18 protein-coding genes and 1 pseudogene are annotated in these 18,587 nt (G+C 60.7%); 7 read left to right on the top strand and 12 right to left on the bottom strand.

The genetic code is table 11. The features are described 5' to 3' along the window. Positions 1–34 precede the first annotated feature (34 nt). Positions 35–349: a 50S ribosomal protein L21 gene (gene rplU / locus TU73_RS16475; protein ID WP_003176051.1), complete on the bottom strand. Its 315-nt coding sequence runs from the start codon at positions 347–349 to the stop codon at positions 35–37. A 239-nt stretch (positions 350–588) separates the two neighbouring features. Here rplU and TU73_RS16470 point away from each other — a divergent pair, with 239 nt between their 5' ends. The 3 genes from TU73_RS16470 (at position 589) to TU73_RS16460 (ending at position 2,485) form a co-directional block, all read left to right on the top strand. After that, entirely contained in the window at positions 589–1,557 is a 969-nt protein-coding gene (locus TU73_RS16470) for a polyprenyl synthetase family protein (RefSeq protein ID WP_043046768.1), read from the top strand. Between the two features lie 169 nt (positions 1,558–1,726). After that, positions 1,727–2,068: a zinc ribbon domain-containing protein YjdM gene (locus TU73_RS16465; RefSeq protein ID WP_046069494.1), complete on the top strand. Its 342-nt coding sequence runs from the start codon at positions 1,727–1,729 to the stop codon at positions 2,066–2,068. Positions 2,069–2,227: 159 nt separating this feature from the next. Further along, positions 2,228–2,485: a PA4570 family protein gene (locus TU73_RS16460; protein ID WP_057013119.1), complete on the top strand. Its 258-nt coding sequence runs from the start codon at positions 2,228–2,230 to the stop codon at positions 2,483–2,485. A gap of 63 nt (positions 2,486–2,548) precedes the next feature. On the opposite strand, the gene bamJ is transcribed toward TU73_RS16460, so the two are convergent. Then, a complete protein-coding gene (gene bamJ / locus TU73_RS16455; protein ID WP_003194089.1) occupies positions 2,549–3,166 on the bottom strand; it encodes a BamJ family beta-barrel-assembly machinery protein in 618 nt (205 codons plus the stop codon). A gap of 84 nt (positions 3,167–3,250) precedes the next feature. Here bamJ and TU73_RS29640 point away from each other — a divergent pair. Both TU73_RS29640 and TU73_RS29635 read left to right on the top strand, forming a co-directional pair. After that, positions 3,251–4,510 (top strand): annotated as a pseudogene (locus TU73_RS29640) (methyl-accepting chemotaxis protein); the annotation flags it as partial. After that, complete coding sequence (locus TU73_RS29635) at positions 4,502–5,365, top strand: methyl-accepting chemotaxis protein (protein WP_371851119.1); 864 nt, start codon at positions 4,502–4,504, stop codon at positions 5,363–5,365. The pseudogene TU73_RS29640 and the gene TU73_RS29635, both read left to right, overlap by 9 nt. Before the next feature lie 277 nt (positions 5,366–5,642). On the opposite strand, the gene TU73_RS16445 is transcribed toward TU73_RS29635, so the two are convergent. From TU73_RS16445 to TU73_RS16430, 4 genes are read right to left on the bottom strand one after another with little or no spacing between them, the layout of a single operon-like run. Then, positions 5,643–6,011, bottom strand: coding sequence for a glyoxalase superfamily protein (locus tag TU73_RS16445; protein ID WP_057013117.1), 369 nt, complete (start codon positions 6,009–6,011; stop codon positions 5,643–5,645). Between the two features lie 29 nt (positions 6,012–6,040). After that, complete coding sequence (locus TU73_RS16440) at positions 6,041–7,504, bottom strand: N-acyl-D-amino-acid deacylase family protein (protein WP_057013116.1); 1,464 nt, start codon at positions 7,502–7,504, stop codon at positions 6,041–6,043. Between the two features lies 1 nt (position 7,505). Further along, on the bottom strand, positions 7,506–8,366 hold the full coding sequence (locus tag TU73_RS16435; protein WP_057013115.1) for a MurR/RpiR family transcriptional regulator: 861 nt from the start codon (positions 8,364–8,366) through the stop codon (positions 7,506–7,508). A gap of 26 nt (positions 8,367–8,392) precedes the next feature. Continuing rightward, positions 8,393–9,742 (bottom strand): GntT/GntP/DsdX family permease, encoded by a 1,350-nt coding sequence (locus tag TU73_RS16430; RefSeq protein ID WP_167347568.1) that lies wholly within the window; start codon positions 9,740–9,742, stop codon positions 8,393–8,395. Positions 9,743–9,988: 246 nt separating this feature from the next. Here TU73_RS16430 and TU73_RS16425 point away from each other — a divergent pair, with 246 nt between their 5' ends. Then, positions 9,989–10,369, top strand: coding sequence for a lysozyme inhibitor LprI family protein (locus tag TU73_RS16425; RefSeq protein WP_057013113.1), 381 nt, complete (start codon positions 9,989–9,991; stop codon positions 10,367–10,369). A gap of 2 nt (positions 10,370–10,371) precedes the next feature. Here the strand turns inward: TU73_RS16425 and TU73_RS16420 are convergent, their stop codons facing one another. The 4 genes from TU73_RS16420 to TU73_RS16405 form a co-directional block, all read right to left on the bottom strand. Continuing rightward, positions 10,372–11,817, bottom strand: coding sequence for a SulP family inorganic anion transporter (locus TU73_RS16420; RefSeq protein WP_057013112.1), 1,446 nt, complete (start codon positions 11,815–11,817; stop codon positions 10,372–10,374). Between the two features lie 198 nt (positions 11,818–12,015). Then, on the bottom strand, positions 12,016–12,909 hold the full coding sequence (locus TU73_RS16415; RefSeq protein WP_057013111.1) for an NAD-dependent epimerase/dehydratase family protein: 894 nt from the start codon (positions 12,907–12,909) through the stop codon (positions 12,016–12,018). A 103-nt stretch (positions 12,910–13,012) separates the two neighbouring features. Further along, positions 13,013–13,909, bottom strand: coding sequence for a LysR family transcriptional regulator (locus TU73_RS16410; protein ID WP_057013110.1), 897 nt, complete (start codon positions 13,907–13,909; stop codon positions 13,013–13,015). Between the two features lie 42 nt (positions 13,910–13,951). Next, positions 13,952–14,716 (bottom strand): sulfite exporter TauE/SafE family protein, encoded by a 765-nt coding sequence (locus TU73_RS16405; protein ID WP_057013109.1) that lies wholly within the window; start codon positions 14,714–14,716, stop codon positions 13,952–13,954. Between the two features lie 184 nt (positions 14,717–14,900). On the opposite strand from TU73_RS16405, the gene TU73_RS16400 reads away from it, so the two are divergent. After that, entirely contained in the window at positions 14,901–15,791 is an 891-nt protein-coding gene (locus tag TU73_RS16400; protein ID WP_057013108.1) for a LysR substrate-binding domain-containing protein, read from the top strand. Here the strand turns inward: TU73_RS16400 and TU73_RS16395 are convergent. Further along, the gene (locus tag TU73_RS16395) at positions 15,737–17,143 is read right to left on the bottom strand and encodes an amino acid permease (protein ID WP_057013107.1); all 1,407 of its coding nucleotides are present in this window, start codon (positions 17,141–17,143) and stop codon (positions 15,737–15,739) included. The genes TU73_RS16400 and TU73_RS16395 overlap by 55 nt on opposite strands. A 132-nt stretch (positions 17,144–17,275) precedes the next feature. After that, positions 17,276–18,526, bottom strand: a complete 1,251-nt coding sequence (gene kynU / locus TU73_RS16390) for a kynureninase (RefSeq protein ID WP_057013106.1) — start codon at positions 18,524–18,526, stop codon at positions 17,276–17,278. Positions 18,527–18,587: the final 61 nt, after the last annotated feature.

Raw genomic sequence — 18,587 nt, 5'->3', positions numbered from 1 at the left:
GAGTCAATTCTCCTAGTGAGGAATTAGGCTGAAATTAAGCCTGAATACCGGTGATTTTGATCTCGGTGTACCACTGGCGGTGGCCCATACGCTTCATGTGGTGCTTACGACGACGGAACTTGATGATGCGGACTTTATCGTGACGACCTTGGGAGATCACTTCAGCCACAACGGTAGCGCCAGCAACAACTGGAGCGCCGATGTTCACGTCATCGCCATTGGCGACCAACAGAACGCGATCAAAAGTAACGGATTCGCCGGTAGCGATTTCCAGTTTTTCGATCTTCAGGTATTCACCTGGGGCGACCTTGTATTGCTTGCCACCAGTAACAATTACTGCGTACGACATGGTATTTCTCCGATAATCCTGCTCACCCAGCGCTTTATAAGAAGAGGTATTGGCTGGCATGGCTGCATGGGATGGACGTCCCGAATGCAATTGCGTAAGGCAGGTGCTGCCCAGGAAGTTCAGGGTGCGCGATTGTACGCAAGGTAAATGGGTGTTGCAAGGGGGCGTCTATCGCGCCTTGACACTGCGGGGTGAGGGTCCTAGCATGCCGCGCAACCCTTCTGGAGCGACTGTCGCTGATGCAACCCCAAGCTTTCTACCGCGCGGTCGCGGACGATTTTAGCGCCGTCGACGGCATCATCAAGCAGCAACTGACGTCTAACGTGCCGCTGGTCTCCAAAATTGGCGACTACATTACGTCGGCGGGCGGCAAACGCCTGCGTCCTTTATTAGTGCTGCTGTGTGGCAAGGCCCTGGGCCGCGAAGGCGATGACCTGCGCCTGTTGGCCGCCACCATTGAGTTCCTGCACACCGCCACCCTGCTGCATGATGACGTGGTCGACATGTCCGGCATGCGCCGTGGCCGCGAGACCGCCAATGCCATGTGGGGCAACGCGCCGAGCGTGCTGGTGGGCGACTTCCTGTATTCGCGCTCGTTCGAAATGATGGTCGAGCTGGGCTCGATGCCGGTGATGAAGATCCTTTCACAGGCCACGCGCATCATCGCCGAAGGCGAAGTGTTGCAACTGTCCAAAGTCCGCGACGCCAGCACCACCGAAGAAACCTATATGGAAGTGATTCGCGGCAAGACCGCGATGCTCTTCGAAGCGTCCACCCATAGTGCCGCCGCGCTGTGTGGCGCCACTGCCGAACAGGCCGAAGCCCTGCGTACTTTTGGTGATCACCTGGGCGTGGCGTTCCAACTGGTGGACGACCTGCTCGACTACAAGGGCGACGCCGAAACCCTGGGCAAGAACGTCGGTGACGACCTGGCCGAGGGTAAGCCGACCTTGCCGCTGATCTACACCATGCGCGAAGGCACGCCGGAACAGGCCGCCCTGGTACGCAAGGCGATCCAGAAAGGCGGGATCGAAGACCTGGAGGCCATTCGTGCGGCCGTGGAAGCGTCCGGTTCCCTGGAGTACACCGCACAACTGGCGCGTGACTATGTGGCCCGTGCGATCCAGTGCCTGGAAGCCTTGCCGGCCAGTGAATACCGGGATGCATTGGTGGAACTGAGTGAGTTTGCGGTCGCCCGTACTCACTGATCCAGCACTGTTTAATGTGGGAGCTGGCTTGCCTGCGATGACTGGAGTGAATTCACTGCCGCTATCGCAGGCAAGCCAGCTCCCACATTAGAAAGAGTCCAGCCCCACCCGCGCTTAAACCCTATATAATGTGCGACTTTTAGCCATCCCTGACTTTCTAGGAGCTTTAGTGAGCACGTTGCCACCCTGCCCGAAATGCAATTCCGAATACACCTACGAAGACGGCACCCAACTGGTCTGCCCGGAATGCGCCCATGAGTGGTCCGCCACTGGCGAGGCCGAAGTGGCCGGCGATGAAACCGTGAAGAAAGACTCTGTGGGCAACGTCCTGCAGGACGGCGACACCATCACCGTGATCAAGGACCTCAAGGTCAAGGGCACCTCCCTGGTGGTCAAGGTCGGTACCAAGGTCAAGAACATCCGCCTGTGCGACGGTGACCACGATATCGATTGCAAGATCGACGGTATCGGCCCGATGAAGCTCAAGTCCGAGTTCGTGCGCAAGGTCTGAACCTGCTGCATCCATCCCGCGCCCGCCGCGGGATGGCGTTTCGCCCTCGCGATTGATCGACAACGATATCCACACAAAAAAAACCGGAAACTGCCAATAGATACTTGCTATTCTACGAATAAGAATTATTCTCATTGAAACCCATCAAGGAGAACGACCATGACTTATTTGATAGATGCCTGGCTGGATCGCCCACACCCTTACCTGCGGATCCTGCATCGGGAAACCGGTGAAGTCTGTGCGGTGCTTGAGGAAGAAGCGCTGCACGAACTGCAGGATCAGGGAGACCTGGACGTCAATGGCCTGAGTTCCAGTGAGCCTGGGGTGCTGAAGGAAGTGGTGAGGAATCTGTTTCTGTTCTGCTATGCCCGAGCGTTGCGCCCGACGACCGATCTGAACGGCAAGTTCCATCCATGAAGAACCTGGCAAATACCTGTTGGGGCGAACGCGTTCGCCCCAACAGGTAATCGGCTACAAGTCTTACAGGACGTCGAGAAGCTCGACATCGAATACCAGCACGCTGTGCGGCGGAATGCTACCAACGCCTTGAGCGCCGTAAGCCAGTTCGCTCGGCACGTACAGACGCCATTTGCTGCCGGCATTCATCAGTTGCAGGGCTTCGGTCCAGCCGGCGATCACGCCGCCAACCGGGAACTCTGCAGGCTGGCCGCGCTCGTAGGAGCTGTCAAACACAGTGCCGTCGATCAGGGTGCCGTGGTAGTGGGTACGCACTTGATCTTCACGGGTCGGCTTGGCGCCGGTACCGGCTGTCAGCACTTCAAATTGCAGGCCGGAAGCCAGGGTGGTGATGCCATCGCGCTTGGCGTTTTCAGCCAGGAACGCCAGGCCGGCACCAGCGGCTGCTTCAGCCTTGGCAGCCGCTTCGGCTTGCATGATTTCGCGGATCACTTTGAAACTGGCAGCCATTTGCTCCTGGTCAACACGGCTTGGCTTGCCCGCGAATGCGTCGGTCAGGCCGGCCAGGATCGCGTCCAGGCTCACGCCCGGTGGCGGGTTGTCGCGCAGTTGGTCGCCCAACTGACGGCCGATACCGTAGCTGACGCGGGTTTCGTCGGTGGACAGATTAACTTCGGACATGAAGAGGCTCCGCTATAGGACAACACGGTTTCCCGCGCCGCCCAGAACTAAAAGGGCCCGCAGACTAGCACACAAGGGCGGCCCATGATCAGCCCCCTCCCCCGGCCATCAGAGCACCAGGTCGTAGATAAGGTACAGCCGAATGACACCCCTTGGTCGCCCGGCAAGAAAAGTATTTCAGAATTGTCCATTGCCGCCGATACAGCCCTACACATCTTGGCTGGCTCAAACAACAACACACCGTCCAGCAGACAGACATCACTCTTCAAGGAGCTTTCGATGAACAGCTGGTTCGGTAACATCAGCGTCAATCTCAAACTCGGCCTGGGCTTTGGCCTGGTGCTGGTCCTCACCTCGATCCTGGCACTCACCGGCTGGACCAGCCTGGGCGGCCTGATCGACCGTAGCAATTGGATGAGCGACATCACCCAGCTCAACGCCTCGCTGACCAAGCTGCGGATCGTGCGCTTGCAATACATGCTGGCCAACGGCGACGAAGCCGTGGCGCAGAACGTACAGACCAGCCTCGAGGCCTTCGCCGCCCAGCAACAGAAGCTGCTGGACAGCTTCAAGAGCCCGGAAAACCTCAAGCTGCTCAATGACCAGAAAGCCGTCATTACCGCTTACCGCCAGTCCCTGAACAAAATGCGCGAGGCCTACCGTAATGGCAACGCTGCGCGCGACGTAATGGGCGCCAAGGCCGACATCGCCAACACGCAAATCAATGCGCTGGAAACCGGCGTGCAGCAATCACCCGATAGCCCGGAGCGCTTCGCTCAGTTTTTGGCCGTGACCCAAGCCAAGAATGAGTTCCAGCAAGCTCGCTACGAAGTGCGTGGCTATACCAATAGCCCCAGCGCAGAAACCGAAGCCCGCGCCGCTGCACAAATCGAAAAAGCCGTCGCTGGTTTGAAAACCCTCAACGCCGCATTCGGTACTGGCCAGCAAACCGCATTGACCGCACTGGAAACCGCGCTGGGTGACTATCGCAGCGCCGTGCAAAGTTACAAGGCGGCCAACGCCAACATCGTTACCGCCCGCGCCGAAATGACCACCCAAGGCGCCGATATCGTGACGATCAGCGACAAGCTGTACGACATCCAATTGGAACGTCGCGACGCTGAAAGCACCCAGGCCCGTAGCCTGCAATTGATCAGCACCTTGCTGGCCCTGCTGGTCGGCATCATCGCTGCGTGGGTCATCACCCGCCAGATCACGCGTCCGATCCAGGACACCCTGGCCGTGGTCGAGCGCATCGCTTCCGGCGACCTGAGCCACAACATCCAGGTGACCCGTCGTGATGAACTGGGCGTGTTGCAACAAGGCATCCAGCGCATGGGCACAACCCTGCGTGAACTGATCAGCGGCATTCGCGATGGCGTGACTCAGATCGCCAGCGCCGCTGAAGAACTGTCGGCCGTGACCGAACAGACCAGCGCCGGAGTGAACAGCCAGAAGATCGAGACCGATCAGGTCGCCACCGCCATGCATGAAATGACCGCCACCGTGCAGGAAGTTGCGCGCAATGCCGAGCAGGCTTCCCAGGCTGCTTCCGACGCCGACGGCCAGGCCCGTGAAGGCGACAAGGTGGTGGCCGAAGCCATCGCCCAGATCGAACGCCTGGCCGCCGAAGTGGCGCGCTCCACCGACGCCATGACGCACCTGCAGCAAGAGAGCAACAAGATCGGCAGCGTGATGGACGTGATCAAGGCGGTGGCCGAACAAACCAACCTGTTGGCCCTCAACGCCGCCATTGAGGCGGCGCGTGCCGGTGAAGCCGGCCGTGGCTTCGCCGTGGTCGCCGACGAAGTGCGTGGCCTGGCCCAGCGTACGCAGAAATCCACCGAAGAAATCGAAGGCCTGGTGGCCGGCTTGCAGAACGGCACCCAGCAAGTAGCCAACGTGATGAACAACAGCCGCAGCCTCACCGACAGCAGTGTCGAACTGACCCGCAAGGCCGGCGTGTCACTGGAAAACATCACCCGTACGGTGTCGAATATCCAGTCGATGAACCAGCAGATTGCCGCGGCCGCCGAACAGCAAAGCGCCGTGGCGGAAGAGATCAGCCGCAGTATCGTGAATGTACGGGATGTGTCTGAGCAGACGGCGACGGCCAGTGATGAGACAGCCAAGTCGAGTGTGGAACTGGCACGACTGGGCAGCCAGTTGCAACAGATGGTCAGTCATTTCCGGGTGTAGACACCAAAAAGCCGCCTCGATCTAGACCGAGGCGGCCCCACCTCTCAGACCTTAACGGTCATCGAAGCTGTTGCTGTTTTTTGCAAAGTTAAACAACACAAAAGATCAATGCTGCCGTGAAAAACTCTTGTTCGTCTGGTGTTGCATAACGCCCTAAAGCAGCAGTAGTATTGTGACCACGCCAGTGCTCCTGTGAAGCCGCAACCCCAGCCACTAACTGGGTTTGCAAAAAAAACCGCCCTATCAAGGCGGTTTTTTATTGCCTGCCATTTGCCACTTAGCCCTCGCTGTCCTCGACAAACACCAAGCGATTCCCGAACGGATCCCGGATGCTCATTTCCCGCGATCCCCAAGGCGTTTCCTCGACCCCAGGCTTGGCATAGCGGTAATCCTTGCCGAGCAATTGCTGCTGGTACGCATCCACCCTTTGCGCCTGGATCCGCACCGCCGCGCCCGGCGAAGCATCGCCATGGTGCTCGGACAAATGCAACACGCACTCACCCAGCGACACTTGCAGGTACAACGGGAAATTCGCCTCGAAACGATGCTGCCAATCGACCTTGAACCCCAGGAAGTCGACGTAGAATTCCAACGCCTTGGCCTCATCGAAAATCCGCAGGATGGGGGTGACTTTTCCTAAGTGCATGACAACCGCTCCGTGTATGAGAACGCCCACTATAGAGACGAAAACCCACCACGCAAATCCCCACTGCGCGCCAGGAATCGCCCTGGCCGCTGGCCGTTGACCTGTCCATCGCTGTAGCTCAGTACGCCGTTAACCCACACACCGTCGATCCCTTCCGCTGCACGTTGCGGTGTTTTGAAATCTGCCACATCACGCACCCGCAACGGGTCGAACAGCACCAGGTCGGCCCAGTACCCTTCGCGGATTTCGCCACGCTCGGATAAGCCAAAGCGCGCTGCCGAAAGGCCAGTCATCTTGTGCACCGCCGTGTGCAACGGGAACAAGCCGACATCGCGGCTGAAGTGCCCCAGCACCCGTGGAAATGCGCCCCACAAACGCGGGTGGGGGAACGGGTCTTCGGGCAAACCATCGGAGCCCACCATCGACAGCGGATGGGCGAGGATGCGGCGCACATCGTCTTCGTCCATCCCGTAGTACACCGCCCCCGCCGGTTGCAGGCGACGGGCAGCGTCCATTAGCGAAACGCCCCACTCGGCAGCGATAGCCTGCAAGTCACGCCCGCCCAATTCCGGGTGCGGCGTCGACCAGGTGATGGTGATGCGAAACGCATCGGTCACCTGCTTGAGGTCCAGGGTCGAGGAGCTGGCGGCATAGGGATAGCAATCACAGCCTACCGGATGGTCTCTTGCCGCGGCTTCCAGGGACGCCAACAACTGCGGGCTACGCCCCCAGTTACCGGCACCGGCGCATTTAAGGTGGGAAATAATCACCGGCACCTTGGCATGGCGGCCGATCAGAAACGCCTCCTCCATCGCCTCCAGTACCGGCTCGAATTCGCTGCGCAAGTGAGTGGTGTACACCGCACCGTAGGCCGTCAACTCTTCGGTGAGCTGCAACACTTCATCGGTCTCGGCATTGAACGCGCTGGCGTAGGCCAGGCCTGTGGATAAGCCCAGGGCGCCGGCTTCCAGGCTCTCCTGCAGTTGTACACGCATCGCCGTGATTTCACCGGGCGTGGCAGTGCGGTGCAGGTCATCCATATGATTGCTGCGCAACGCCGTGTGGCCGATCAACGCGGCGACGTTTACCGCCGGATGGGCGTCCTCCACGGCGTTGCGATAGTCGCTGAACCGCGGATAGCAGAACGCCTCACGGCCGCCCAGCAAGTTCATCGGGTCTGGCGGGGCACCGCGCAAACTCACCGGCGAGGCACTGATGCCACAGTTGCCGACGATCACCGTGGTCACGCCCTGGCTGAGCTTGGGCAGCATCTGCGGCTGGCGGATCACCACGGTGTCATCGTGGGTGTGCACGTCGATAAAACCCGGTGCCAATACGCGGCCATGGGCCTCGATAACATGCTCGGCCTCGGCTGTGGACAAGTCGCCAATCGTCTGGATTCGGCCACCGTGCAATCCCACATCGGCGAGATAACCCGGGGTGTTGCTGCCATCGATGATCAGCGCCTGGCGAATCAGCGTGTCGTACTTCATATCAGTCTCCAAGCGGCAGGCTGTCAGGGCCGCCGCGGTAATCGTCCAGGGCCAGTTTGATCCGGCGCAGGCGCTCCTGGTTGTCGTCCGGCAGGGCCAGCGCCAGCTCGGTGGCGAGCAGGTCGATGGCCAGCAGCATGCCGTAGCGGGCCGCGGTGGGTTTGTAGATAAAACTGGTTTCCGCCGGTTGCAGCGGCAGCAACACATCCGCCAACTGCGCCAGGGGCGAATCGGCGAGCGTGATGGCGACGACGCGGGCGTCATAGCTGCGCGCCAGCTTCACCACCTCCAATAACTCGGGGGTCAGGCCAGTGAGGGAGCAGACGATCAACGCGTGCTCCGGTCCCAGGGTGGCCGCCGTGACCCGCATCATCACCGGGTCATGGCTGGCGGCAATCGAGTAGCCCAGCCGCACCAGGCGTACCTGCAATTCATCACTGCACAGGCTCGACGGGCCGCCCATGCCGAATGCATGGATCATCCGTGCCTTGCCCAACAGATTGACCGCATCGACGAAACTGTGTTGATTGAACCCCGACAGGTGCTGACGCAGCGTCGCCTCGATATCGCCGAGGATCTGCCGATGAAACGCCGATTGTTCCGGCAACCCCGCTGGGTCCAAAAAGCGGCTGCCCACACCACTGGCCTGGGCCAGTTGCAGGCGCAAATCGCGCAAGTCGCGGCAGCCGACACTACGGGCAAAGCGTGACAAGGTGGCGGTACTGACTTCGGCCCGCTGGGACAATACCTCCAGGCTGGCCGAGGCGGCAAAGCCCACATCCTCAAGCATCAGCTTGGCGATACGCCCTTCGCCGGCGCTGAAAGAGTCCTGGCGGGCGCGGATCTGGTAAAGGATGTCCATGGGGGCTCCGGGTTACAGGATGAGGCTCATAAAACCAGCGACAGGCCGTAGGTGAGACCGAAGGCGACGAGCGAAATCAGGGTCTCCAGCACGGTCCAGGTCTTGAAGGTCTGGATCACCGTCATATTGAAGTATTCCTTGATCAGCCAGAAGCCGCCGTCATTAACGTGGGAAAAGATCACCGAACCCGCGCCGGTCGCCAGTACCAGCAATTCGGGGTGTGGATAACCCAGGCCCAGGGCGACGGGGGCGACCACGCCGGACGCCGTGGTCATAGCGACCGTGGCCGAGCCGGTGGCGATACGCATCAGGGCGGCAAACAGCCAGCCCATCACCAGCGGCGACAAATGGAATGCATGGGCCAGGCCGAGGATTTCGTTGGTCACCCCGGCGTCCACCAGGATGCGGTTCAAACCACCGCCCGCGCCCACCAGCAAGGTAATGCTGGCCGTCGGCGCCAGGCATTCGTTGGTGAACCTGAGAATCGACTCACGGTTGAAGCCCTGGGCCAGGCCCAGGGTCCAGAAGCTCACCAGGGTCGCCACCAGCAGGGCGATCACCGAGTTGCCGATAAATAGCAGGAACTGGTTGAAGCCGGTGCCTGGGGTGGAAATCACGTTAGCCCAACCACCGATCATCATCAGCACCACCGGCAACAGGATGGTGCCCATGGTCAACGCGAAGCTGGGCAGGCGGGTACGCGGTTCGCGCTCGATGAACTGGCGCTCCAACGGGTTTTCCGCCGGCAGGTGAATATGCGGCACGATGAACTTGGCATAGACCGGGCCGGCGATAATCGCCGTGGGGATACCGATCAAAATCGCATACAGCACTGTTTGACCGACCGAAGCGTTGTAGGCCAGCACCGCCATCATCGCCGCCGGGTGCGGCGGCACCAGCGCGTGCACCACCGACAGGCCGGCGACCATCGGCAGGCCGACCATCAGGATCGATACGCCCACGCGCCGCGCCACGGTAAAGGCAATCGGCACCAGCAACACAAACCCGACCTCGAAAAACAGCGGCAGCCCCACCAGGAATGCAATGCACACCATCGCCCAGTGGGCATTGCGCTCACCGAAGCGGTTGATCAGCGTGCGCGCCACCTGCTCGGCGCCACCGGACTCGGCCATCATCTTGCCGAGCATGGTGCCCAGCGCCACCACCAGGGCGATATGGCCCAGGGTTTTACCCACGCCCGCCTCGTACGAACCCATGATGGTATCGGCCGGCATGCCGGCCATCAGGGCCAGGCCGATCGACACCAGGGTGATGACGATAAACGGGTTGAGTCGGTAACGTGCAATCAGCACGATCAATGCAATGATGGCAATGGCAGCGTATGCCAGTAGCCCGAAGCCCGGTGATGCGGCCATGCGGTACTCCTCGGAAAGGGTCACGTCGAATTGGTTGTGAAACTCATAAATCATTACAGAGGAATATTTTCAAATTTTATGAAAGTAATTTTCGCCCACAGATAAGCACTGTCGCTTGGGGATACGTCCAGCGCCAGCCCATGAAAATTCGGGGTGTGTTCTTACATGAAGATCAGAGGATGTCGGAAACTCAAGCGCCGCCCTCGAGTCATAGAATGCGCCTCCACTCTGCTCAGGAAACCGCTCATGATGCGCACCACAATCGCCGCCAGCGCCCTGCTTCTGTCCCTGTGCGGCAGCGCTTTTGCCGCTGACAACGCCGCATTGAAGAAATGCATGGACAGCGCCAACACCACGGCGGACATGGTCAACTGCAACGCCAAGCAAACCAAGGTGCAGGACGAACGCCTGAACCGTGCCTACAAGACCGCTATCGCCGCCCAGGACGGCGCGCGCAAGCAGCAACTGCAAGATGTGCAGCGCCTGTGGATCAAATACCGCGATGCCAATTGCGCCTTCGCCGGCAGTGCCACCGGCGGCACTATCGATCAGGTCAACGGTTCCGGCTGCGTGCTGGACATGACCCAGACCCGCGCCCAGGAACTCGAAGACCTGGTCGGGCCTTAATATCAGTCGTGGTGAACCTTCGCACGCTTGAGCAGCTTCTTGCAGCGCTCGGATAAATGCAGCACCCGCAGGTGCTTGCCCGCCTTGGTGTAGCGTTCACGCAGGGTCATCAGCGCTGCAATCGCCGAATAGTCGACAAAGCTCAGGTGACGGCAATCCAGCGTGACCTGGGCCGGGTCGTTGGCCGGGTCAAATTGATTCAGGAACGGCGTGGTCGAGGCAAAGAACAAGGTGCCATGCAGGCGGTAAAGCTTGCTGCCGTCAGCCTCCAGGTGTTCATCCGCGTACAGCTCCCGCGCCTGCTGCCAGGCGAAGTTCAGCGCGGCAATGACGATACCGCACAACACCGCGGTGGCCAGGTCGGTAAACACCGTGATGATCGTCACCGCCATGATCACCAGTACGTCATTGAGCGGCACCTTGTTGATCACCCGCAGCGACGCCCAGGCGAAGGTCTGCTGCGACACCACGAACATCACGCCCACCAGCGCCGCCAGCGGAATTCGCTCGATCAAAGGTGACAGAAACAGAATGAACAACAGGATCATCACCCCGGCAAATACCCCGGAGAAACGCCCACGCCCGCCGGAGCTGAGGTTGATCACGGTTTGCCCGATCATCGCGCAACCACCCATGCCACCGAACAGGCCCGAAACCATGTTTGCCGCGCCCAGGGCCATGCTTTCGCGGTCGGGGTAGCCACGGGTCTCGGTGATTTCATCGGTGAGGTTGAGGGTCAGCAGGGTTTCCAACAGGCCAACCATCGCCATCAGGAACGCGTAGGGCGCGATGATGGTGAAGGTTTCCAGGGTCCAGGGGATTTGCGGCAGGGCGAAGGTTGGCAAGCCGCCGGCGATATGCGCCATATCGCCCAAGGCGCGCGTCGGCAGGCCAAGCAGATAGACCGCCAGGCCAACCCCCAGGATCGCCACCAGCGCGGGGGGCACGGCACGGGTAAGACGCGGCAGCAGGTAGACAATCGCCATGGTCACCACCACCAGACCGGTCATCACATACAACGGCGTACCACTGAGCCAGTGTTCGCCGCTCTTGAAATGCTCCAATTGCGCCAAGGCAATGATGATCGCCAGGCCGTTGACGAAGCCGAGCATCACCGAGTGCGGCACCATGCGCACCAGCTTGCCCAGGCGCAGCAGGCCGAATGTGACCATGATCAGCCCGCCCAGCAGCACCGTCGCCAGCAGATACTCCACGCCGTGTTGCACCACCAGCGCAACGATCACCACCGCCATGGAGCCTGCCGCGCCTGACACCATGCCGGGCCGGCCGCCGAACAATGCGGTGAGGGTACAAATGATGAAAGCGCCGTAAAGGCCCATCAGCGGGTTGAGATGGGCCACCAGGGCAAAGGCGATGCATTCGGGCAGCAAGGCGAAAGACGTGGTGAGGCCGGCCAGGGCGTCGGCGCGCAGACGGGTGAGGTTCATGGAGTACCAGGGAGTTGCGGGGACAAGGCGGGGAATGGTACGGAATTGCGGTACGTGGGGCTAGTGAAGTGTCAGGTCCGATATACCGAGTCGCGCCTTTCGCAGGCAAGCCAGCTCCCACATTTGACAGGGTTCACACCTTAAAAATATGGGAGCCGGGCTTGCCCGCGATGGCCGCGCCGCGGTGCTAAGCGAACATCACACCATCTCGTCGCGAATCCACTCCACCACCGACGTACGCTTGGGCACCCAGCCCAACAACTCACGGGCATGCTTGCCACGCACCCGGCTGTTGGAACCCAGCCCGTAGTTGGCCATTTCATAACCCCATTCGGCTTCGGCCTCGGCCAATGGCCAATCCTGCGGCTCGCCCAGGTTCAGCGCTTGGGCAATCGCCGTGGTCATGTCGATAAACGCTGCTTCGCCGCTTTCCACAAAGTAGAAAGTGCCTGGTAGGTTGTTGGTCAGCGCCAGCAGGTACAGGGCCACCACGTCTTCGATATGCACGTTGGACCAGATGTTCTGCCCCGGGCCCACATGGCGCACCACACCACTTTTGCGCGCCTGCTTGAGCAAGCGCGGCAATTGCACGCTGTCACGCTTTACGCCCAGGCTGTGGCCGTAGATCAGGGTGTTGCAGATCACCGCCGAATTCACGCCGTCATTGGCGGCCGCGAGGATCAGGTTGTCGATGGCCACGCGGGCGGCCTTGTCGACGGTCGGCTCCGGCAGATTGTCCTCAAAATAGATGACATCGCTGGCCTTGCCGCCCGACGCATCGCCGACAATGCTCGAGCCGCTGGTGTGCAGGAACGGCTTGTTCGAGCCTTTCAAGGCGGCCAGCAGGGTTTCCACGGCGGCGCGATGGTCGCTGCTGGCGGCATTGATCACTGCATCGGCCTTGTACGCCTGCTCGGTCAACACGGCGGCGTCGTCAAGGGTGCCGATCACCGGGGTGATGCCCAGGGCGGTCATCTCGGCAGCTTGCTCGGCGCTGCGCACCAGGCCGGTGACGTGGTGGCCGGCCTTGACCAGGCCGGTGGCGATGGAACCGCCGATAAACCCTGCGGCGCCGGTAACGAATACGTTCATGGAGGTTGCTCCTGACTGGGTAATTGATGGGGCCAGTATCAAGCACCCCTCCCAGCCGAATAAGCCCGTATAGCCCAATTCACTCTTGCGTACAGGTCACGAATCAGCGGGCATACCGCGCCAGTTTGGCCTGAATAAAATCCAGGAAACACTGGATACGCAGCGCCAATTGCGAGTTGCGGTAGAACACCGCATGGATCGGCTGGCGATAGCCGCTGTTGAACGCCTCCAGCATCGGCACCAGGCGCCCGGCGTTAATGTCGTCGATAGTCATGAAGTTCGACAGGCAGCAAATGCCCTGCCCCTGCAGCGCTAATTGCCGCACAGTTTCGCCACTGGAGGCGCTGACGCTGGGCTGGATCAGCCAGCGATCACCGTCCACATGGCGCAGCGGCCAGTGGTTGAGGGTTTCGGTGTGGGTAAAGCCCAGCAGTGTGTGGTCGGCCAGTTCGGCCACGGTCGTGGGTGTGCCGTACTGCTCAAAGTAACCGGGGCTGGCCAGGATATGCAGCGGCGTGCTGCCCAGGAAGCGCGCATGTAGGGTCGAGTCAGCCAGGGCACCAATGCGAATGGCGATGTCGGTGCTTTGCTCCAGCAGGTCGATGATCAAATCATCGCTGTTGAGCTCCAGCTGGATATCCGGGTAGAGGCTACGAAACTCGGCGATGTACGGCACGATCCCATGCAGCATGAACGGCACGGCAGCGTTGATACGCAGGCGCCCGGCCGGTTTTTTCTGGCGCGACGACAGGCGCTCTTCCAGCTCATCCATCTGTGCCAGGATCACCTTGGCCTGCTCGAAGAAGTACTTGCCCTCTTCGGTCAGGTCCATGCGCCGGGTGGTGCGGTTGATCAAGGTGGTGTCGAGCTTGGCCTCCAGGCGTGACAAGGTGCGGCTGACTGCCGATGGCGTTTGCCCGACTTTTTCGGCGGCGGCAGAAATCGAGCCGCATTCAATCACGCTAACGAAGATCTGTAGCTCATCGGAACGGGCTTTCACGGGCGGTCCTTCATTTATCGGCTGACACGTGCCCGCTCATTATTAACCAGCCAGCAACAAATGGCCTCCCAACAACGCCATGCCGGTGAAAAATCCACGTTTGAACCACAACGCACTGATGCGTCGACGCACCACCTGGCCCAGCCACATTCCCAGCAACGCTGGCACCAGCGCCAACAATGAGGCGCCCATTTCACCGCCACCCAGCGCTCCATGCCAGGCCAGCCCGGCGGCCAGCGCCAGCGTCGACACGGTGAACGAGAGCCCCAGCGCCTGCACCAACTGATCACGGCTCAAGCCCAGCGCCTGCAGATACGGCACCGCAGGGATCACGAAGACACCGGTGGCCGAGGTGATAATGCCAGTGACCGCTCCGCACAAGGGCCCCAGCCAACGCTCGGTTCGGGGTGCGACCTTGAAGGTCGGCAGGAATAACCCGCTCAACGCATACACCAGTAATGCCGCGCCCAAGGCACGCACTACCCAAGGCCCGCTGCCCATGCCCAGCCACAAAGTGCCCAGCCCGGTGCCGAGAAAAATCAGCAGCAACATCGGCCACAGGCGTTTGAGCAAGGCACCCAAGTGTCCGCCAAAGGACAGTTGCCAGAGGTTGGTCACCGTCGAAGGAATGATCAGCAACGCTGCAGCCTGCGTCGGCAACATAGCCAGGCCGAGCATGCCCATGGCCACGGTAGGCAGGCCAAGACCGATGACGCCCTTGACTGTACCGGCCAGCAGGAAGGTGGTGATGACCAGCGCTGTCAGGGCGGGACCGAGGTTTTGGTAGAACGCTAGAAAGGTATTCATGCACCGATTGTGCAGGGCTGGAGAGAGGCTGAAAATTCGCCATATACTGAGGTAGCCTCTTGTTTTGTGTGAGGCTGATGCCGCTATCGCAGGCAAGCCAGCTCCCACATTTGAATGTATTCACAGTTCAAAATGTGTGAGGCTGATGCCTGCGATGAGGCCCTTCCAGTCATGGGGAAACTTCATGCACTTTGACCTTATCGACCTGCGCCTCTATCTGCATATCCTCGACAGCGGCAACATCACCGCCGGCGCAGCTCGCAGCCACCTGTCCCTGGCTGCCGCCAGCGCACGCATCCGGGCCATGGAGGCATCGCTGGGCATTACGTTTCTCGAGCGTGGCCGCCGTGGCGTGACCCCAACAACCGCTGGCAAAGCCCTGGCCCGACATGCCCGCCTGCTGTTGCAGCAGGCCGACCACCTGCAACAAGACCTGGCCGAGTACGCCAATGGCGTCAAGGGCCAGGTACGACTGCTATGCAATACCACGGCCCTCAGCGAGTACCTGCCTGAACTGCTCGCACACTTTTTGCGCGAGCACCCCAACCTCGATATCGACCTGCAAGAACTGCCCAGCCTGCGCATCACCCAAGCCTTGCGCCAGGGCACGGCCGACCTGGGGGTTATTTCCGATGCGGTGGACACCCATGGCTTGCAGACCTTGCCGTTTCGCGATGACCCGTTGGTGCTCATCGTGCCCCTTGACCATCCGCTGACCACAGCCAGTTTCATCGACAGCTTGCAGTACGACTACGTAGGCTTGGCGGCCAACAGTGCGCTGGCGGTGTATCTGGAGGAACAGGCATTGCACGCAGGCTTTCGCTTGCAAACCCGCATCCGCGCCGACGGTTTTGATGGCTTGATTCGCATGGTCGCCGGCGGTGCAGGCCTGGGCATCGTGCCCCAGGCCGCCTTGGAACGCTGGCCGTCGGAGCGCCGTTTCAAGGTCCAGCCTCTGCGAGAAGCCTGGGCCTGCCGCAAGCTGCTGTTATGCGCACGCGACTTCGGACAACTGCCGGGTTACGCCAGGGCTTTGCTCGACGCCTTGGCCCTGCCCTTACGGAAAAATCCGTAATACACCGCTGACAGAATCAGCAGGAACGGCACGCCAAACACCAGCGTCATCTTGAACGCCTCGGTGAAATAGGTGGTGATCATCACCGCTCCCATCAGCACCAGCCCCAGCAATGTGCTGTAGGGAAACAGGCGCAACTGGAATGACAACTTCGCCCCGCCATGGCGCTTGCGATAGCGGCGGAAGAACAGGTGCGTGAGGAAGATCATGAACCAGGTGAAGATCGCGCCAAACATCGAGATCGCCATCATCAGGGTGAACGAGCTTTCCGGGTACACCACGTTAAGCAAGGTCGCCAGGGCGATGCCCGAGCTGGACAGCAACAGGGCATTGAGCGGGATGCCGTTCTTGCTCAAGGCGCCCATGGCCTTGGGCGCAAAGCCTGCGCGGGACAGGCTGAACATCATGCGCGTGGTGATGTAGAGCTGGCTGTTCATGGCCGACAGCGCCGCGATCAGGATCACAAAGTTCATCACCCCGGTGGCGCCAGGAATGCCGATTGTCTGCATCACCGTGACGAATGGGCTCTGGGTCTGGCCAGCCTGGTTCCACGGCACGATGGCGAGCATCAGTGCCAGGGTCAGCAGATAGAACACCACCAGGCGCACGATGGTAGCGCGAAAGGCTTTCTTCACCGCCTGCTCCGGGTCGGCAGCTTCACCGGCAGCCACGGCGATCATCTCGACGCTGAGGTAGCTGAAGATCGACACAATCACCGCGATCCACATGCCGCTCAAGCCATGGGGAAAAAACCCGTCATGAGCCGTGTAGTTCTGCACCCCGTAGTCGGGATTGCCGGAGCCGAACACCACATACACGGCGAGGATGATGAAACCGACGATGGCACTGATCTTGATCGTCGAGAACCAGTATTCGAAGTTGCCGAAGGTCTTCACGCTGATGGCATTGAGCAGGATCAGCACGCTGGAGAACGACACGATCCACACCCACTCCGGCACGTTGGCGAACCAGTACTTCATGTACATCGCCACCGCCGTGACCTCCGCGCCCACCGCCAGCACAATCGCCGCCCAGTAGGCATACCGCACCAGGAACCCGGCCAGCGGGCTGATGTAGAACTCGGCATAGGCGCCAAAGGAGCCGGAGGTGGAATGGGCCACCGTCATCTCCGCCAGGCAGCCCATCAGCAGCAAGGTGATCAAGGCGCCGATGGCGTAGCTCACCAGCACGCTCGGCCCGGCATAACCGATGGCGTAGGCGCTGCCCATGAACAGCCCGGTGCCGATGGCGCCACCGATGGCGATCATGCTCATCTGGCCGGAAGTGAGCTGGCGCCTCAAGCCTAGTTCACGGTGGGTAATTTCTGCAAAGCCGTTGTCTGGCGTGGTCACTGGTGTGCCCCTTTATTATTGTGATGGTGGCTGACGCTGAACCTGTGGGAGCTGGCTTGCCTGCGATAACAGTAGTGAATGCACCGACGCTATCGCAGGCAAGCCAGCTCCCACATTTGATCCGTGTTGCTCTTAAGTGACGCTGTTGCGCACTTTGAATTGCGCCTGGTCCCAGGTGCGGTTGTCGAGAATTTCACCGAGGATTTCCACGGCGTCCCACACCTCGGTAAAGCTGGTGTACAGCGGGGTGAAACCAAAGCGCATGATCCGCGGTTCACGGTAATCGCCGATCACGCCCCGGGCGATCAGGGCCTGGATTACGGCATAACCTTCGGGGTGTTCGAAACTGACGTGGCTGCCACGCCGGGCGTGTTCACGCGGGGTGATCAGGGTCAGGCCATGGGCGGCGCAGCGGCTTTCGACCAGCGCAATAAACAGGTCGGTCAATGCCAGGGATTTAGTCCGTAGGCTGGTCATATCGGTCTGGGCAAAAATCTCCAGGCCGCACTCCACCATGGCCAACGAGGTGATCGGCTGGGTGCCGCACAGGTAGCGCGCAATGCCGGTGCTGGGTGCGTAGGTGGATTCCATGGCGAACTGGCGGGTGTGCCCGAACCAGCCCGACAACGGCTGGCGCACCACATCCACCAACGCCGGGTTGACCCACACAAACGCCTGGGAGCCCGGGCCGCCGTTGAGGTATTTGTAGGTGCAGCCGATCGCATAATCAGCGCCGGCCCGATGCAGGTCCACAGGCACCGCGCCCGCCGAATGCGCCAAGTCCCAGATGCTCAGCGCGCCGCACTCGTGGCTCAAGGCGGTGAGCGCCTGCATGTCGTACATGTAGCCGGTCTTGTAGTTGACGTGGGTAAGCATCACCACCGCCACGTCCTGATCGATTGCCCGCGGCAGCTCGTCGGGGCTGTTGACCAACCGCAGGGAATAACCCTGTTGCAGCAATTCAGCCAAGCCCTGCGCGATATACAGATCGGTGGGAAAGTTGCTCGCCTCACTGACGATCACCTTGCGCGCAGGCGCACGTTGGCGCTGCACACTCAACGCCGCACTGAGCACCTTGAACAGGTTGATCGAGGTGGTATCGGTGATCACCACTTCGCCGTCCCGCGCACCGATCAATGGCGCCAGACGATTGCCCAGGCGCTGGGACAAATCCGCCCAGCCGGCGCTGTTCCAGCTGCGGATCAAACCATTGCCCCACTCCTCGGCAATCACCTGCCGGGCCCGCTCCAGCGACGCCACCGGGCGGGCGCCGAGGGAGTTGCCGTCGAGGTAGATCACCCCCTCGGGCAAGGCGAACTGGGCGCGCAGTGGCGCCAACGGGTCCTGGGCGTCAAGGGCTTGGCAATGGCTTCGAGTGGTCATGGGTCGTCCTGGTTTTTATAGGTGAGGATGGACCAAATAATGAACGAACTTTTAGAGAATT

It is taken from the genome of Pseudomonas libanensis (assembly GCF_001439685.1).
Classification (GTDB): Bacteria; Pseudomonadota; Gammaproteobacteria; order Pseudomonadales; family Pseudomonadaceae; genus Aquipseudomonas; species Aquipseudomonas libanensis.
The sequence above is the reverse complement of the archived record's forward strand: the minus strand, read 5'-3'. Positions and strand labels throughout refer to the sequence as shown.

Bases quoted from the DNA above. Each gene is read 5' to 3' on its own strand.
- rplU (WP_003176051.1), bottom strand. From the start codon at position 349: ATGTCGTACGCAGTAATTGTTACTGGTGGCAAGCAATACAAGGTCGCC.
- TU73_RS16470 (WP_043046768.1), top strand. From the start codon at position 589: ATGCAACCCCAAGCTTTCTACCGCGCGGTCGCGGACGATTTTAGCGCC.
- TU73_RS16460 (WP_057013119.1), top strand. From the start codon at position 2,228: ATGACTTATTTGATAGATGCCTGGCTGGATCGCCCACACCCTTACCTG.
- bamJ (WP_003194089.1), bottom strand. From the start codon at position 3,166: ATGTCCGAAGTTAATCTGTCCACCGACGAAACCCGCGTCAGCTACGGT.
- TU73_RS29635 (WP_371851119.1), top strand. From the start codon at position 4,502: ATGGGCACAACCCTGCGTGAACTGATCAGCGGCATTCGCGATGGCGTG.
- TU73_RS16445 (WP_057013117.1), bottom strand. From the start codon at position 6,011: ATGCACTTAGGAAAAGTCACCCCCATCCTGCGGATTTTCGATGAGGCC.
- TU73_RS16440 (WP_057013116.1), bottom strand. From the start codon at position 7,504: ATGAAGTACGACACGCTGATTCGCCAGGCGCTGATCATCGATGGCAGC.
- TU73_RS16435 (WP_057013115.1), bottom strand. From the start codon at position 8,366: ATGGACATCCTTTACCAGATCCGCGCCCGCCAGGACTCTTTCAGCGCC.
- TU73_RS16430 (WP_167347568.1), bottom strand. From the start codon at position 9,742: ATGGCCGCATCACCGGGCTTCGGGCTACTGGCATACGCTGCCATTGCC.
- TU73_RS16425 (WP_057013113.1), top strand. From the start codon at position 9,989: ATGATGCGCACCACAATCGCCGCCAGCGCCCTGCTTCTGTCCCTGTGC.
- TU73_RS16420 (WP_057013112.1), bottom strand. From the start codon at position 11,817: ATGAACCTCACCCGTCTGCGCGCCGACGCCCTGGCCGGCCTCACCACG.
- TU73_RS16415 (WP_057013111.1), bottom strand. From the start codon at position 12,909: ATGAACGTATTCGTTACCGGCGCCGCAGGGTTTATCGGCGGTTCCATC.
- TU73_RS16405 (WP_057013109.1), bottom strand. From the start codon at position 14,716: ATGAATACCTTTCTAGCGTTCTACCAAAACCTCGGTCCCGCCCTGACA.
- TU73_RS16400 (WP_057013108.1), top strand. From the start codon at position 14,901: ATGCACTTTGACCTTATCGACCTGCGCCTCTATCTGCATATCCTCGAC.
- kynU (WP_057013106.1), bottom strand. From the start codon at position 18,526: ATGACCACTCGAAGCCATTGCCAAGCCCTTGACGCCCAGGACCCGTTG.